At 61.7% G+C, this 15,904-nt stretch carries 16 protein-coding genes; 12 read left to right on the forward strand and 4 right to left on the reverse strand.

The features are described 5' to 3' along the window. Window position 1: 1 nt before the first annotated feature. Window positions 2-1,411: a MocR-like pyridoxine biosynthesis transcription factor PdxR gene (pdxR, locus tag IIY41_RS09970; protein WP_050006281.1), complete on the forward strand. Its 1,410-nt coding sequence runs from the start codon at window positions 2-4 to the stop codon at window positions 1,409-1,411. A 72-nt stretch (window positions 1,412-1,483) separates the two neighbouring features. Here the strand turns inward: pdxR and IIY41_RS09975 are convergent, their stop codons facing one another. The 3 genes from IIY41_RS09975 to IIY41_RS09985 form a co-directional block, all read right to left on the reverse strand. Continuing rightward, window positions 1,484-3,916, reverse strand: coding sequence for a sensor histidine kinase (locus IIY41_RS09975; RefSeq protein WP_133304166.1), 2,433 nt, complete (start codon window positions 3,914-3,916; stop codon window positions 1,484-1,486). Next, complete coding sequence (locus IIY41_RS09980; RefSeq protein WP_009321704.1) at window positions 3,894-4,598, reverse strand: response regulator transcription factor; 705 nt, start codon at window positions 4,596-4,598, stop codon at window positions 3,894-3,896. Before IIY41_RS09980 ends, IIY41_RS09975 begins: the two co-directional genes overlap by 23 nt. Window positions 4,599-4,744: 146 nt before the next feature. Then, window positions 4,745-5,260, reverse strand: coding sequence for an RNA polymerase sigma factor (locus IIY41_RS09985; RefSeq protein ID WP_009321705.1), 516 nt, complete (start codon window positions 5,258-5,260; stop codon window positions 4,745-4,747). A gap of 434 nt (window positions 5,261-5,694) precedes the next feature. Here IIY41_RS09985 and IIY41_RS09990 point away from each other — a divergent pair, with 434 nt between their 5' ends. From IIY41_RS09990 to IIY41_RS10010, 5 genes are all read left to right on the forward strand, one after another. Further along, entirely contained in the window at window positions 5,695-7,056 is a 1,362-nt protein-coding gene (locus IIY41_RS09990) for an MFS transporter (RefSeq protein ID WP_009321706.1), read from the forward strand. Window positions 7,057-7,130: 74 nt separating this feature from the next. Continuing rightward, on the forward strand, window positions 7,131-8,030 hold the full coding sequence (locus IIY41_RS09995; protein WP_009321707.1) for a zinc dependent phospholipase C family protein: 900 nt from the start codon (window positions 7,131-7,133) through the stop codon (window positions 8,028-8,030). A gap of 216 nt (window positions 8,031-8,246) precedes the next feature. Further along, window positions 8,247-8,714 carry a hypothetical protein gene (locus tag IIY41_RS10000; RefSeq protein ID WP_009321708.1) on the forward strand — a complete coding sequence of 156 codons (468 nt, stop codon included), beginning with the start codon at window positions 8,247-8,249 and terminating at the stop codon, window positions 8,712-8,714. A 112-nt stretch (window positions 8,715-8,826) separates the two neighbouring features. Then, on the forward strand, window positions 8,827-10,104 hold the full coding sequence (locus IIY41_RS10005; protein WP_287400571.1) for a glycoside hydrolase family 10-like protein: 1,278 nt from the start codon (window positions 8,827-8,829) through the stop codon (window positions 10,102-10,104). 46 nt (window positions 10,105-10,150) lie between these two features. After that, window positions 10,151-10,291, forward strand: a complete 141-nt coding sequence (locus IIY41_RS10010; protein ID WP_157257715.1) for a hypothetical protein — start codon at window positions 10,151-10,153, stop codon at window positions 10,289-10,291. A gap of 130 nt (window positions 10,292-10,421) precedes the next feature. On the opposite strand, the gene IIY41_RS10015 is transcribed toward IIY41_RS10010, so the two are convergent. Then, window positions 10,422-11,081 carry an MBL fold metallo-hydrolase gene (locus IIY41_RS10015; RefSeq protein ID WP_009321710.1) on the reverse strand — a complete coding sequence of 220 codons (660 nt, stop codon included), beginning with the start codon at window positions 11,079-11,081 and terminating at the stop codon, window positions 10,422-10,424. A 150-nt stretch (window positions 11,082-11,231) separates the two neighbouring features. On the opposite strand from IIY41_RS10015, the gene IIY41_RS10020 reads away from it, so the two are divergent. The 6 genes from IIY41_RS10020 to IIY41_RS10045 all read left to right on the forward strand — a co-directional run. Then, on the forward strand, window positions 11,232-11,861 hold the full coding sequence (locus tag IIY41_RS10020; protein WP_009321711.1) for a hypothetical protein: 630 nt from the start codon (window positions 11,232-11,234) through the stop codon (window positions 11,859-11,861). 18 nt (window positions 11,862-11,879) lie between these two features. After that, window positions 11,880-12,443 (forward strand): HdeD family acid-resistance protein, encoded by a 564-nt coding sequence (locus tag IIY41_RS10025; RefSeq protein WP_205457235.1) that lies wholly within the window; start codon window positions 11,880-11,882, stop codon window positions 12,441-12,443. Window positions 12,444-12,579: 136 nt separating this feature from the next. Then, entirely contained in the window at window positions 12,580-13,242 is a 663-nt protein-coding gene (locus IIY41_RS10030) for a 5-bromo-4-chloroindolyl phosphate hydrolysis family protein (protein WP_158557719.1), read from the forward strand. Window positions 13,243-13,286: 44 nt separating this feature from the next. Further along, window positions 13,287-14,456, forward strand: a complete 1,170-nt coding sequence (locus IIY41_RS10035) for a toxic anion resistance protein (RefSeq protein WP_009321714.1) — start codon at window positions 13,287-13,289, stop codon at window positions 14,454-14,456. A 44-nt stretch (window positions 14,457-14,500) separates the two neighbouring features. Continuing rightward, complete coding sequence (locus tag IIY41_RS10040) at window positions 14,501-15,034, forward strand: hypothetical protein (protein ID WP_287400576.1); 534 nt, start codon at window positions 14,501-14,503, stop codon at window positions 15,032-15,034. Between the two features lie 29 nt (window positions 15,035-15,063). Beyond that, a partial coding sequence (locus IIY41_RS10045) for a TPM domain-containing protein (RefSeq protein WP_287400578.1) occupies window positions 15,064-15,904 on the forward strand: 841 nt, incomplete at its 3' end.

Genomic DNA, 15,904 nt, shown 5'->3' on the forward strand with positions numbered 1-15,904 from the left:
CATGGAAAGCTTTACGCTGGGCCTGATGCGCGGGGACGGCGCGCCGCTGTACCGTCAGCTATACCGCCATATCGTGGAGGAGATCGCTTCCGGCGGGCTGGCGGCGGGGGAAAAGCTGCCCAGCAAGCGCCGCCTGGCAGCGGACCTGCGGGTGAGCGTTTCCACCGTGGAAACGGCCTACCAAATGCTGGTGGCGGAGGGCTACATAGCGGCCCGCGCGAAAAGCGGCTTCACGGTATGCCGCATTGAAAAGCTGGACGCACCCGTCCGTCCGGCTCCGGCCGCGCCGCCGGAACCGCCCGCAAAGCGCTGGGCCTATGATTTCGGCACGGGCAGTGTGGACACTGCCCTGTTTCCGTTCAAGACATGGGCGCGCATCCAGCGCGAGACAGTCACCGCCCATCCGGAGCTTCTGAACCATGGCTCCCGCCAGGGCGATGCATCCCTGCGCGCGGCCATTGCCAAATATCTGCATGCTTACCGGGGCGTGGTGTGCGCGCCCGAGCAGATCGTGGTGGGCGCGGGCATCGAATATCTGGTGGGCCTGCTGGCCCGGCTGTTCTGCGCCAGCACCTTTGCGGTGGAAAATCCGGGCTATCCCCGCACGGCGCAGGTGCTGCGCAACAACGGCGTGCGCACGGTGTTCGTGCCTGTGGACGGGGACGGCATGACGCTGGATGCTCTGCAGGCCGGCGGCGCGCAGCTTGCGTATGTCACGCCCAGCCACCAGTTCCCCACGGGCGCAACGATGCCCATTGCCCGGCGCACGGAACTGCTGCGCTGGGCGGGCGCGGCCCCGGGACGTTATGTGGTGGAGGATGACTACGACAGCGAATTCCGTTACGACACCCGGCCCATTCCATCGCTGCAGGGGCTGGACCAGGCGGGGCGGGTGATCTATGTGAGCACCTTTTCCAAGAGCATGGCGCCGTCCATGCGCATCGGCTATATGGTGCTGCCGGTGCCTGTGCTGGAGATGTACCGTGCCGAATACGGCGTGTATTCCTCCACGGTGTCGCGGTTCGAGCAGCAGACGCTGTGCCGCTTTATGGAGGAAGGGCATTTCGCGCGGCATCTGAACCGCCTGCGCAGCGCCTGCCGCGCCCGCCGGGACGCGCTGCTGGAGGCGCTGTACGCCGCTTTCGGCCGGGATGGCGTGGCGGTGCGGGGCAGCCACACCGGGCTGCACCTGCTGGCCGCGGTGCACAACGGCATGACGGAACGGGAGCTGGTGGAGGCGGCGGCGCGGGCCGGCGTGCATGTGAACGGCCTTTCCGCCTATTATATGGAGCACCCGGAGGACTGTCCGCCCGCCACCGTGGTGCTGGGCTATTCCGATATGGACGAGAGGGCGCTGCGGGCCGCTGTGGACGCGCTGCGCTGCGCGTGGGGCGCGCGGCCTTCGGAATAAAAAGCAAACCGCCGTTTCCACCGGACTTCGTGTCCGGGGAAACGGCGGCTTGTTCATTTGTATCCGTACGGTTCAGATGCCTGCGGGCAGAGCGCCGCCCGTCTGCGGGGCGCTTTGCGCGTCTGCGTCCGGCGCGGCGGGGAGCGGGAGTGTTTCCGGCTGCTCGGGCTGGTTCGTGTCGGGCAGCGTTACCGTGGCCTTGAACAGGTCGCCGTCCACTGTGATGGAGAACGTTCCGCCCTGCAGTTCGGCAAAGCTCTTGGCAATGGCAAGGCCCAGGCCGCTGCCCTCGGTGTTGCGGGAACGGTCGCCCCGCACAAAGCGGTCGGTGATCTCTTCCGCGCTGAAATCCAGCTCGGTGGCGGAAATGTTTTTGAACACCACCTGCGCGCCGTGCTCCTGCGGCATCAGCGTGATATAAGCCCGGGTGCCGGGCATGCCGTATTTGGTGATGTTCACCACCAGGTTCTCAAAGATGCGGCAGGTCTTTTGCCCGTCCAGCACCAGAGGCATGCGTTCCTCCGGGAGCTGCCAGCGGAAATCGATGCCGCTGGCTTCGGTTTTGTCGGCCAGCTCGTACTGGACCTGCTTGAGCAGTGCGGCCAGATCTACTTCAGCGTAATGCATGGCCACGTTCCGTGTGGCGGCCTTGCTCACCTCAAACAGGTCCTCGATCAGCCGCTTGAGCCGCTGGGATTTTTTGTCCAGCGTTTCAATGTATTTGGCCCGGTCTTCGGCAGAAAGGGCGGGGTCCTTGAGCAGGTCCACATAGGTGATGATGGCGGTCAGCGGCGTTTTCAGGTCGTGTGAGACGTTGGTGATCAGCTCGGTCTTCATGTTCTGGCTGCGCACTTCGGCGGCGACGGCCTTTTCAAAGCCCGCGCGCACCTGGTTCAATTCGTCCTTCAGCGGGTCGAACAGGCCCATGTCTCCCTCCACAGGCGTGGCCAGGTCTCCGCCGGCCATGCGCCGGGCGGCGGCCAGCAGGGCCGCGTAGTCCTGCTGGATGCGGTTGGCACGGCGGCGCAGCAGGAAGAACAGCACCACCGTGTAGATCACGGTTCCCGCAATGCCCAGGAACCAGAAGCAGCAGATGAACGTGACGATGGCGAAATTTACGGCCAGCAGGCGCAGCAGCGTTTTTTCAGCGGGGTCCCGCAGGTCGATGGCGGTGAGGGCGCGCCACATGCGCCCCAGCGTGCCGCTCACGGCACGCCAGACGCGCCCCGCGCCCCGCAGCAAAGCGCGCACGGCCCGTGCGGCCAGGCTGCGGTTTTTCAGATAGCCCAGCCAACCGTCCCGGGCCAGGCCCTGGCGCAGCGCGAGAACAGACATAAACGTCACCTCCAAAAACAGGAACAGAAGCCCCGCGCACAGCAGGTTCGCCATGGTGTTGGCCGCGGAGGGCAGGTCCACGCTGAATTCGTCCCGCAGCACGGCGGCGATGCTGCCGTCGAAATTGCTTGTTACAGCGCTGGAGGGGACGCCGTTCATCAGCACCGCGCAGCCGAGGGCCAGCAGTACCAGCTCCAGCGGCACACGGCACAGCCAGCCGCCGCCCAGCCCGCTGCCGCGCCGGCGGCCGAACCACAGGGCCAGAAGCGCCGCAAGGGCCAATGCGGCCGCAAACAGGGGATCGAAGGCGTGGCTGATGAAGGAGCGCTCCTGAGACGTTGCGATATACCAGCTGATGTCATCCGAAGCCGCGAATACCCGCGGGACCCCGTAGACGAAGGTCACGCTTTTGGGCGCGGAAAGATCGTAGTAGGACAGAACGTCCAGGTCAAGATGCCGGCGTATGGCGTCGGTGCCGTAGGCCTGCATATCCGTGTTCCAGATAGAAGCGGAAAAGTCCTGCTGGCCCTCCTCGCCCAGATAGGAGGCTGCATAGGACATATTGCCCTGCGCGTCGAAGCGGAGCGCCAGCACATAACGCCACTGGGCGGCGTCGAAGCCGTTTTTGGCGGGGTCGTCCGAAAGAAAGCCGCCAAGCCCGGCTTCCGTGTTGGTGTATGTTTTGCCCGTTGCGTCGTCCGTCACGGCGTAAAACAGATTGCCCCAGCTGCCCGCCAGCTCGTCGGCATGGGCTTTCACGCTGGCGTTGAAAGCGTCCAGCGCGGAGATGGCATCGGGCGCGTAAACGTCCAGTCCGCCGTAGGAGGCGTTGGTGCCGCCGCTTTCGTCACCGGCCGCGCCGGTGTAGCCCAGCACGAAGTCCTCCCCGGCCTCCCGTGCGGCGTAAACAGCGGCGTTCGCGTCGCTCAGCAAAAGCTCCGACGGCTCAAACTCCTTGCCCTCCCACTGCTCGCGGGCCCGCCAGTACAGCGTATGGTTGGCCGTCTGGATGTTTTCCACAAAGGGATCGTAATAATAAAACAGGACGCCCTGTTCCTGAGCGCGGGCGTACAGCGGGCGCAGCCCGGCCAGAAGCCCCACGGCCAGCGCCAGCAGCAAAAGTGCGGAAAGCAGCCCCGCGGCCGCCTTACTTTTCGATCTTGTACCCAATGCCCCACACCACTTTCAAATATTTCGGTTCCCTGGGATTGTATTCTATCTTTTCACGGATGTTGCGGATGTGCACCATGATGGTATCCGTGCTGACGGCGCGTTCGTTCCAAACGCGCTCGTATATCTCCTCGGCGGAGAACACGCGCCCAGGGTTTTTCATCAGCAGCGCCAGAATTTTGAACTCCAGCGGCGTCAGCTTTACGGGCGTGCCGTCCACGGTCAGCTCCGCGGTGTCCTCGCACAGCTCCAGCCCGCCGATGACATAGGTGCGCAGGGTGGGCGCAGCGGCTGCGCCCGTCGCCCGCAGAAATTTTTCGTACCGGCGCAGATGGGAGTGCACCCGGGCCAGAAGTTCCATGGGCACGAAAGGCTTGGTGACGTAATCGTCCGCGCCGATGTTCAGCCCGGTGATCTTATCAATGTCCTCGGATTTGGCCGACAGCATGATGACGGGGAACTCGCAGCCCTCGTCCCGCAGCTTCATCACCATGGTGATGCCGTCCATCACGGGCATCATCACATCCACAACGGCCAGATGGATGGGCAGCTGCCGGGCAAGCTCCAGCCCCTGGGCGCCGTTGGCCGCACCGTGTACGGTATAGCCCTGATTTTTCAGGTAAATGGCGACGCCCTCGCGGATCTCGGCGTCGTCCTCCACAACAAGAATATGCGTTTCCATGCGTTTCTCCTTTTGTCCGGCTGCGATGCGGTATGCCGCGCGCCCGGCGGGCGGCATACCGCATCGTGCTTCGTATATCGATACTATTTACTTAATATAGCACAAAACCCGGACAGAGAGAAAGAACCTTCTGCGCCCGTATGCGCTCAGCCCACCGCCGCCAGCTCCCGCCGCAGCATTTTTTTTGCGCGGTAAAGCTGGGTGTGCACGGTCTTGGGCATGCGGCCCAGCTGCCGTGCAATGGCCTCCACGGGCCATTCCTGCATGAAATACAATACCGACACCGTGCGGTACGGTTCCGCCAGGCCCTCGATGCACTCCCGCGCAAGGCCGGCGTCGGCGCGTGTTTCGCACTCAGCCTCCAGGCTGGGGGCGTTCTGCGCGGCGGCCAGCGCCGGAGCGGTGTCGCCGGGGGCCTCGGTCACGGCCATGCGGCGGTTGTAGGCGCTTTTCAGATGATCCTTTGCCTTGTTCACCGCAATGCGGCACAGCCAGGGCTTTTCCGCGCCCGGCGGACAGCTTTCCATATGCAGATAGGCCGAGACAAACGTCTCCTGCGAAAGATCCTCGGCCAGCTGATGGTCGTGCACCAGCTGGCAGCACACCGTATATACCAGCTTTTCATATTGCCGTACCATCGCTTCAAACGCCTGTTCCGTCATTGGAAACCCCTCCCGCCTTTTTGCCCCGCCCGGCGCGCCGGGCGGCTTGTCTTCAACGTGTTTTAGTATAAGACCGCAATCTAAAAAGGCGCGGGGGGAAAATCCAAAGAATTTCTAAAGATTTGCTGTAAATTTTATAAAACCGGGAACAAAAGGCTGCCGGAAGGCGGGTAATATTTCTGTAAAACAGCGAAACTACTTGTGATTTGCCTGCGGGGATGGTACACTTTTCTATGTGATATACTAACCTTAAAGCCGCCGCCGCTTGCGCGGCTGCGCGTGTGCGCTGCACACGCCCCTGTGCCGGTGCACAGGGCTTTGAGAACATTGAACCATGCAAAACCGCAGTAGATGCGGTTTTGTTGGGGGCGCTTTGCGGCGTCATGGTACAGTAAGGTTTTTTCGCGAATCTGAATAAGACGAGGTGCGTACCGATGCTGAAAGGGTATACCAAGGAAGAAAAAAGCTGGATGATGTACGACTGGGCCAACAGCGCCCATTCGGTGATCGTTGTCACGCTGCTGCCGATCTTTTTTTCGTCGGTGGCGGGCTTTATGCGCAACACCACGTCGGCCATGAGCATCTGGGGCTATGTCACCAGCATCGCCATGCTTATTTCGGCGCTGCTGGCGCCGGTTATCGGCGCGCTGGGCGATTTTAAAGGCATGCGAAAAAAGATGTTTTTTGTTTTTCTGGCCGTGGGTGTGCTGGCCTGCGCGGGGCTTGCCGTTACGCCCATGACGGGCTTTGCGGAAAATACCGGGGTGGCCGAGGTCGTGGGCACAGCCATCCTGATCCTGTATGTCATCAGCCAGATCGGCTTTTCGGGCGCGAACCTGTACTACGACAGCTTTTTACCCGACGTCACCACCGAAGAGCGTATGGACCGCGTCTCCACCATGGGCTACGGCCTGGGCTATATCGGCGGCTCCACCATCCCGCTGCTCATTTTTCTTGTGATGAACGCCGTGGGCGTGGATATGCTGTACTGCCTGTCTTTCATCTTCGGCTTTACGGCCGTGTGGTGGGCCGCGTTCAGTTGGCCGCTGCTGAAAAACGTGGAGCAGAAAAGCTATCAGCCCCACGAAAAGGGCGCCATCCGCAAGACCCTGCGGGGGCTGTGGGCCACGCTGAAGGACATCTTCGGCCATAAATCCATTTTTGTGTTCATGCTCGCCTATTTCTTTTACATCGACGGCGTGGGCACCATCATCCACATGAGCACCTCCTACGGCGCCCAGCTGGGTCTGGGCGACACCGAGATGATGCTTGCGCTGCTGCTGGTGCAGATCCTGGGCCTGCCGTTCTGCCTGATGTACATCAAGCTGGCCGGTAAATTCGGCGCGCGCGTGATGGTGGGCGTGGGAATCTGTATCTACATGGGCATTTGCGTGTTCGGCTTTTTTGTGCGCGAGACCTGGCAGTTCTGGGTGCTGGCCATTCTGGTGGCTACCAGTCAGGGCGGCATCCAGGCGCTGTCCCGCAGTATGTTCGGAAAAATGCTTCCGGACAAGAACCGTTCGGGCGAGTACTTCGGCTTTTTCGATATCTTCGGCAAGTTTTCGTCCGTCATGGGCCCGGCGCTGATGGGCTTCGTGACGCAGATCGCCACCGTAGTGCTGCTGGGCAGGCAGAGCCTTACGCCGGAGACGGCCCCCGAGGCCGTGTTGGCCGCCGCGCAGCAGGAGGCATCGCCCTGGGGCGTATTGTCAGTTCTGCTCATCTTCCTGGTGGGCGCGGTGCTTTACTTCGGCGTGCTGCCCCGCATGCTGAAAAAAGAGGGCGCGGGGAAGTAAAAAATCCGTACTGCCCATGTGCGGGAGGGGCGGGGCCCCGTCCGAAGACCCCAACGCGAAAGGTTTTGATCGATATGCCCGAAGCATATACACATATCCGCATTGCCCGCGCGGCGCTGGCACAAAGCGGGGAGCATGCGCCCAGTACGGCGGCCTATGAAATGGGCGCCAACGGGCCGGACCCGCTGTTTGCTTACCGTGTGCTTTCCGCCAAACGGCCCTGGCCGCTGCCGGAACTGGGCGGCCGCATGCACGACGAACAATGCGGCCGGTTCCTGCGCACAATGATTTTCGCGGCCTCCACGCCCGCCCAGCGCAGCTATGCGCTGGGCTTTCTGGCGCATTACGCGGCGGATTCCGTGATGCATCCGTATGTGGCGTTCCAGTGCGGGCCGCAGGGACAGTTCAACATCCCCGAGGGGCACGGCTTCTGCGAGGTGGCCATGGACAGTATGTTCCATGAGCAGGACTGCGGCTCACCCGCCGTTCCGGCGGGAACTGCCGCTCCGGGGCTGCCGCCTCAGGAGCTGGCCGAAGTGACGCAAATGCTTCATGACGCGGTGGCGCAGGTTTACCGCATGGATATCCCGCATGAGGCACTGGCGGATTCCTTCCATGATTTCCACGCCCTGCACAGGCTGTTCCTGTCGCCTCACGGCGGCAAGCGGGCGCTGGTCTGGGCGGCGGAACGGCTGGTGCTGCACAAGCCCGGCTACGGACTTTCCCACATGACGCCCGCCCGACGCCCGGCGGACGGCTTTGCGGAGCATTGGGAAAACCCCTATACGCATGCACAGATGGACGCGGGCCCCGAGGCGCTGTGCGGGGAATCGGCCCGGCTGGCTGCAGGATACCTGAAGGCAGCGGCCGCTTACTGGGAGGGCCGCAGCACCAAGGAGGCGCTGGCCGCGGCTGTGGGCGACCGCAGCTACTCCACAGGCCTGCTCAGTGAACCGGCCCCGGCCGGGGTGTGAAGGCCCGCCCTGCCCGGGAAATAAAATTGGACTGCAAACGCGCCGCGGCGAAAGGCATATCTTTCGCCGCGGCGCGCTTTTTCGCTCCTTTTCGCAGACGAGGCTTTGAAAAAAATACGGAGTATGCTATACTGATATTATCTGTACAAAAGAAGCTCCGGCGTTTTCACAGCGCACAGGCCGCGTGGCGGTACGCCGGAAAGGGAGCATATATTTATGAATATCACGCGCAAGACATTTTACGGCATCGGCATTCTGTCGGCAGCGCTGAATATTTTGGGCGGCGCGATGCTGTTGTTCAGCATCCGGGCGGACCTTGTGTTCAATATCGCGACCGTCGCGGCGGGCGTGATGATGCTGATGCTGGCCACAAATCTAAAAGAGGACCCCCGCGGCCGCAATTTCTGCCTGGCGGCCGCGCTTCTGACGGTGCTGGGCATGGTGCCGGGTATTGTGGGCATCGTGTGTGCGGCCGCGTCGTGGCCTGTGTTTGCATGGCCGTATTTCAAGGCTTCCGTTCCGGAAAACGGCCTGCATAAGGCAGCGTTTCTGGTGATGGTGTGCGGGCTGGTGCTGCTTGTGGGCAGTTTTCTGCCCGTGCCGCAGATGCTGGCCGCGTGCATCATCATTGCGGTGGCGGCGGTGCAGGGCCTTCTGGCTTTTTTGCTGTATCAGGAGGCGTGACCGCGCCGTGCGGGCCCGGGCAGACATATTCCGGCGGGCCCCGTGCATACGATGATGCATGTCCTGCCTTTTGGGAGCGGGCACAGCGTTATGGGGAAAGGGAACCGAGAGCATGAAAAAACTGTTGAGAACCGCTGCGGCAGCCGCCTGCCTGTGTCTGCTGGCCGCATGCGCGCCCGCGCGGCAGGCGGGCGGCGGGGAGCCCGGCGCGCCCCGGGAGGATTTTACCTCTGTGCCGTCCGGTATGCAGGCGGGGGGCGAGCCGGAGGCCATGGCCGCGCCCGTGGCGTACCGCGCCATGTGGGTGAGCTATCTGGAATGGCCGATGTTCGATACCTCCGGCGCGCAGGGCTTTGCCGCGTCGGTGGGCTCGCTGCTGGACAACTGTGCGGCTCTGGGGCTGAACACCGTCATCGTGCAGGTGCGCCCTTTCGGGGACGCGGTGTACCCCAGCGCAGTGTATCCCTGGAGCCACCTTGTAACGGGCGTGCAGGGGCAGGACCCCGGCTATGACCCGCTGGCCATTTTTGTGGAGCAGGCCCACGCCCGCGGCCTTGCCATCGAGGCATGGGTGAACCCGTACCGCGTGCGGCTCAACGACACCATGCCCCCCGGCGAGCTGGCGGCGGACAACCCGGCGCTTCTGCACGAGGGCTGGGCGCTGGAGGCGAACGGCGGGCTGTACTACGACCCCGCTCTGCCCGAGGTGCAGGACATGGTGGTGCAGGGCGTAACGGAGATCGTGCAGAATTATGACGTGGACGGAATTCAGTTCGACGACTACTTTTATCCCACCACAGACGAAGCGTTCGACACGGAGAGTTACGCGCGGTACGGCGGGGGACAGGACCTGGCCGAATGGCGGCGCGCCAACGTCAACACGCTGGTGCAGAAGGTATACGCCGCCGTCAAGGCGGTAAAGCCGGAGGCGGTTTTCGGCATCAGCCCGCAGGGCAACAACGACAACAACTACAGCCAGCAGTATTCGGACGTGGCGCTGTGGCTTTCCACGCCCGGTTATGTGGACTACATCATGCCGCAGGTCTACTGGGGCTACAATTATATGCTGCAGAATGGTTCGGCCCGGTTCGCGTTCGAGAATATCGTGGACGAATGGCTGGCCATGCCCCGGGACGATTCGGTTTCGCTGGCATTCGGGCTGGGCGCATACCGTATCGGCGCGGGGGACGGCTCCGCCACAGAGAGCGGGGAATGGGCCAGCGGCCACAATCTGGCCGATATGGCGCGCACGCTTTCCGTGCGCGGCGCAGACGGCTACGCGCTGTACCGTTATGCCAGCCTGTACAGCGGCGGCGAATATGCGGCACTGATGCAGGCGGAATGTGCGGCTCTGGCCCAGGCCAACGGCATCGGGCAGACGGAACCGTAACGCGGAGAATACGAAAAAAGCGCCCTCTTTACAGAGGGCGCGGCAGATGGTTGAAGAAGGCAAAGAGGTAAAAGAAATGTCCGGGGAAAAAGCTGGCGGTGGCAAAGCCATGCATCTTTGCGCAGCAAAGTGCAAGCCACGCGGAGAATGCCGCCAAAAAGGGGTGGAGAACTCCTTTTTCATTTAAAATAACCCCGCGCCGTGCGCGGCGAACGGGGCCACAGGCCCTGTTCGTAGGCAGCTTTTGCGCCAAGCTAAAGCGCCCTCTTTACAGAGGACGCGGCAGGACGGATGAAACGCGGCATTCCGCCAGAGTGTCAGAACAGCCCCTTTTTCCATTCCCGGCAAGGAATGCCTGCGGCTGTGAGCGCGGCGCACAACCGCGCCCCGTTTTCCTTTGTGGAGGGTGCGTCCACGCCGTAGTGGTACGGCACCACAAGCCCGGGCAGCACGTCCATGGCCGCCACTTGTGCGGGCACTGATTTTTCATAGTCCGGCATGTTCCAGATGCCGTCGCACACCACAAACAGCACGTCGCATTGGACATTGTCCACCAGGACGTCGGTGTCGCCGGAGAGGTAATAGGTGAACCCTGCGAACTCCAACACGAGGCCGAAGCCGAAGCTGACGGGGTGGTTTTTGTTTTCTGCGGCCACCGGTTCCAGCACCGCGCCGCATTCAAAGCCGATGCGGGGCGCTTCAAAGCTCAGTTCGCTGATATAATCGTCGTCGATGCCGAAATCACGCTCCAGCAGGCGCGCCACCTCCGCCGTGGTGGCAAAGCAGGTGTCCTCTTTGCGCACCCGCTCGATGTCCTCCGGCGAATAGTGGTCGCCGTGGCTGTGGGTGATCACGATCAGGTCCGCGTCGTGGGCGTCGTCAGGCACCTTATATGGGTCTACATACACTACGGCGTCGTCGGATTCAAAGCAAACGCATCCGTGCTTTACAAACCGGACAGGTTCAAGGGGGTCCATAGTACAACTCCTTATTGTTTCGATGTTTATTTTTTGTGGCTTCACCGCATACTAACTGTATTCCAGACGCAGAGGCGGCATGAAGGAAAGAATACAGCTTTCTTTATTGTAACGCCTCCCGCGCCAAAAGTCAAAACCGGAGGGATGCAGATGAAGCCCCAGAAGATAAAATATGCGCCATTGTTCGCTGCTATGCTGCTGTGCGTGGCTTTGGCAGGCTGCGACGGAGCGCTTCATGAGAGCGGCGAAGGCCGTTTTTCGCAAAGTGAAACCCAAGATGGAACCCGGGCGGCTCCGCGCGCCGATGCCGTGCGCGCGGCCGCGGGCGGCGATATCGCACTGCCCGCCACGCTGGCGGCGCCGCAGACGGACAGCACGATCAATACGCTGCTGGACGCGGGCGTGCTCTCCGGCGCGTTCACGACGGTAAATTCCTGCCGCACGCGGGATCTTTGCACGGCAGGCGAAATCACAGTCCGCGTAAGGGCAGAGTTGGACGCCCAGACCTCCCGCAAGGACGCGAAATTCGCGTTGTGGAAACTGGCGGACGGCAGAGCGGAATATCTGGAAACCGTGTATTTCACCTGCGACGGTACGGTGCAGAGCTATACGTTCACAGGGCTGGCCGCGGGGGCGCGGTACCGTGTGGTGTTCAGCTATACGGAGTCCGGCGCGCGGCGCATGTCGGGCGCGTTCAACGTGGAGGGCGTGACGGCCGAGATCGAAGAGGAAACACAGGAAGAGGGGGCGGTGGCCGCCGGCGCACAGCCGGGAAGCTGACCGCGTAAAAGGGGGAGGATGTCATTGATCGAGGATTTCAAGCATATGAAATGGCTGCCGCTGGCGGGCGGCGCGCTGCTGTGCGCGCTGGGGCTGACGGCGCTGGTCTGGCCGGGCCGGGTGGCGAAGATATTGCCTCTTTGCATCGGCGCTGCAATCCTGGGGCTGGGCCTGTGCGAGGTGGCTTCAGGTTTTCTGGCAAAGAGCTTTTTGCCAGAGTACATACCCGGCATGCGCAAACTGCAGGGCTTTGTGAATGTCGCGGTGGGGCTGGTATTCCTGCTCAACCGCACGCTTTCGCTGATGTTCATCGCTGTGGTGCTGGGCGTGTGGGCAGTGGCCTTCGGCGCGCTGCGCCTGAGGGACGCGCTGCGGCGGCGTGCGTCCGGCCAGCCATGGGGCTGCTGTGCGGGTGACGCTGCCGTAAAATTCGCGGTGGGGATATTTATGCTGGCCAGCCCGCTGGGCAGCATGGCGGCTTGGACGGTGATGGTGGGGCTGTTTTTCCTGTTCGTGGGCGCATCGGTCATTTTTTCTGCGGTATATCTCGACCGGCTGCCCCATGATTTTGAGGATTTCTGACCCCGCGCGGGCAGATTATAAACAAAGTGTAAAAACCGGGCCGCATGCCCGGTTTTTCTTGCATTTTAAGCCGTTTGAATGTAATATAAATAGTAACATTCATGCGCATAAAGCGCTGTGGCAGGGAGGCCGCTCGATGGCAGGAAAAATGGTGGAAAAGAAAATACGCTCCGCGCTGCCGCTGTACATTGCGGCGGGCGCATTTCTGGTGTGCGCGGCTGTGCTGCCCGTATACAGCCTGCCGGGCTTTTTGGGCGCGTGTGCCGTTGCGGCGGGCGCATATTTTCTGTCGGACAAAAAAATCCCGCCCCGTGTGGTGATGGTGCCCGCGCCGGAGGACCCCTTCGCAACGGGCGAGGAGGCGCTGGACGCCGCGCTGGAAAAGGCGCGGGACGATCTGGAGAAGCTGGAGGTGCTGAACGCCCGCATTCCGGCCGCGGCGCTCTCGGCGCAGATCAGCCGCATGGAGAAAGCGGGCGCGGCCATTTTGCAGCAGGTGCGCGAGCATCCGGAAAAAGGCCGGGATATCCGCAAGTTCGTCACCTATTATCTGCCCACGGCCGTTAAGATATTGACCACCTATGCCGACCTTTCGGCCAGCGGCGCGGGCGGCGAAAACGCTAAAAGCCTGATGTCCGACGTGGAGAAGAACGCCGGAACCATTGCCTCCGCTTTTGAAGCGCAGCTGGACGCGCTGTTCGCGGGCGAGGTACTGGATGTTTCCTCCGACATCGCCGTGCTGGACGGAATGCTCTCCGGCGACGGCCTTTCCGGCAAAAATAATTTGAAATTGTCATGACCCGGGCGGTCCCGATACCTCATTCAGAAAGGAACAAAACGATCATGGAAGAAAAACAAACCGCACCCGCGCTTACCCTGGAGCCAGACCTCTCTGTTCCCGCCGTTCCCACACTGACGCTGGACCCGGAGCCCGCCCCCCCTGCGCAGGAGGAAAAGAAACCTGCAGTGGAGCCGGAGCCCATGGACGCGGGCCTTTCGCCCGAAGAGAAAAAGGCAGTGGACGAATTCGCGGAAAAAATCGACCTGCGCAATTCCACGGTGGTGCTGCAGTACGGCGCGGCCAGCCAGAAAAAAGTGGCCGATTTTTCCAGCAGCACGTTGGAAAATATCCGCACCAAGGACCTGGGCGAGGTCGGCGAGATGGTCACGGGCCTGGTGACGGAGCTTAAGAGCTTCGACGCCACCGAGGAAGCGCCCAAGGGCATCATGGGCTTTTTCCGCAAGGCCACCAATTCGCTGGATACCTTTAAGGCGAAGTATGCCAAGGTGGAGACCAACGTGGATAAGATCGAGGCTGTGCTGGAGGGCCATCAGGTACAGCTTCTGAAGGATATCGCCATGCTGGACAAAATGTACGAGATGAACCTTGTGTATTTCAAGGAGCTGACGATGTACATTCTGGCCGGTAAGAAAAAGCTGGCGGAGGTGCGCGCAAACGAATTGCCCGCCCTGATCGAAAAGGCGAAAAAATCAGGCCTGCCCGAGGACGCTCAGGCAGCCAAGGACCTGGACGATATGTGCACGCGCTTTGAAAAGAAGCTGTACGATCTGGAGCTGACGCGCAACATCTCGGTGCAGATGTCCCCGCAGATCCGCCTGATCCAGTCCAACGACACGATGATGGCGGAAAAAATCCAGACCTCTATCGTCAACACCATTCCCCTGTGGAAGAGCCAGATGGTGCTTGCGCTGGGTCTGGCCCATTCCCAGCAGGCCATTGAGGCGCAGCGTGCCGTTACAGACATGACCAACGAGCTGCTGAAGAAAAACGCGGCCACGCTCAAGCAGGGTACCATCGCTGCGGCAAAGGAATCTGAGCGCGGCATCGTGGACATCGAGACGCTGCAGCAGACGAACCGCAGCCTGATCGAAACGCTGGACGAGGTCGTGAAGATCCAGAACGAAGGCAGAGAGAAGCGCGCTGCGGCCGAAACGGAGCTGGGCCGCATCGAGGGCGAGCTGAAAGCGAAGCTGCTGGAGATCGCCCGCTGAGTTTGTACTTGTGACGGGAATAAGAGAAAATGCGGGAGGATAGCGTGAAAAACTGGAAAGAAAACCGTGCGCTGGCCTGCGTGGTGCTGGCGGCTGCCATTTTGGGCGGTACTTTCGGCATCGGCGGGGCCAAGCTGAGCAGCGCGGCCCGCAGCGTGAATGAGGCATACGTGCAGAATATCGCGGGGGACCTGGCGCTGCGCGCCGCCGCCGCGCAGAATATCATCGCCGAGGGTGAAGCGGCGCTGGGCGCGGATGCCGCGTCCGTGAAGACGGCAAAACGGGCCGTGGAGGCGCTGGAGGCCGCGGAGGGGCCGGCACAGGAATACGCCGCAAACGCGGCCCTCACCGCGTCTGTCGGCATGCTGTATGAGGAGACGCGAAAGGTCTCCGGCGACGATAAGGGCAGCGTGCTGCAAACACAGTGGTCGGAATTTTTGAGCCGTGGCAATATCATCGACAATTCGGCGGACGCATACAATGAGCAGGCCCGCGCTGCGCAAAAAAAGCTGTCCGGCTTCCCGGCGTCGCTCATCGCCGGCCTGACAGGCGCACAGGCGGAAGAATTTTCCGCCTGAGTGCGGCCCTACATTGAAAAGGAGCATCCATGAAGAAAATCCAACGATTTCTGCGCGGTACGGCGCTGCTGGCCGTGCTGTCGCTGCTGGTTTCGGCCACGGCATTTGCCGCGTCGGTTCCGGACCCAACATCTGATTTTTACGTCAACGATTACGTTGGTGTGCTTTCAGGTGATACTAAGAGTGATATTGTGAGCAAAAACGACGGTTTGTATAATGCTACGGGCGCGCAGATCGTCGTGACGGTGGTGCAGGACACAGGCGATGTTTCGATGGAGCAGTACGCCTATGACATGGCCAACGCCTGGGGCATTGGCAGTGCTGAAAAAAACAACGGCGTTTTGCTGCTGCTTTCCGTCGGGGACGACGATTATCAGTGCATACAGGGCAGCGGGCTGGAAACGCTGCTGCCAACCAGTACGCTCAGCCGCATTTTACAGGAGGACCTGGAGCCGGATTTCGCGGATAAAAACTATGACGCCGGTGTGAAAAAAACATTTGCGTCCCTGTATGACGCTGTGAGCAGCATCTACGGCTACGACGGCAGCACAGGCGGCGCGGCGAATCCGTCTCCCGTGCCGCAGCCGGACTACGACTATGGATACGGATATGGCTATGACGACGGTTACCGGGACGACGGCGGCTTCAGCATTTTTGGGATGATCGTGTTCCTCGTGATCGTGCTGGCGCTCATCGGCGCGTTCAGCGGGCCGCGCCGCCGGCGCGGCGGCCGTTACAGCACTTATTACAGCGGCCCTTCGTTCGGCACGGGCTTTTTCCTGGGCAGTATGATGGGCGGCCATCATCACCACCATAGGGGCCCGCCGCCCCCGCCGGGGCCGCGTCCCGGCCCGCGCCCGCCCCGGCCTC

It is taken from the genome of Ruthenibacterium sp., assembly GCF_017421385.1.
Taxonomy (GTDB): domain Bacteria; phylum Bacillota; class Clostridia; order Oscillospirales; family Ruminococcaceae; genus Ruthenibacterium; species Ruthenibacterium lactatiformans.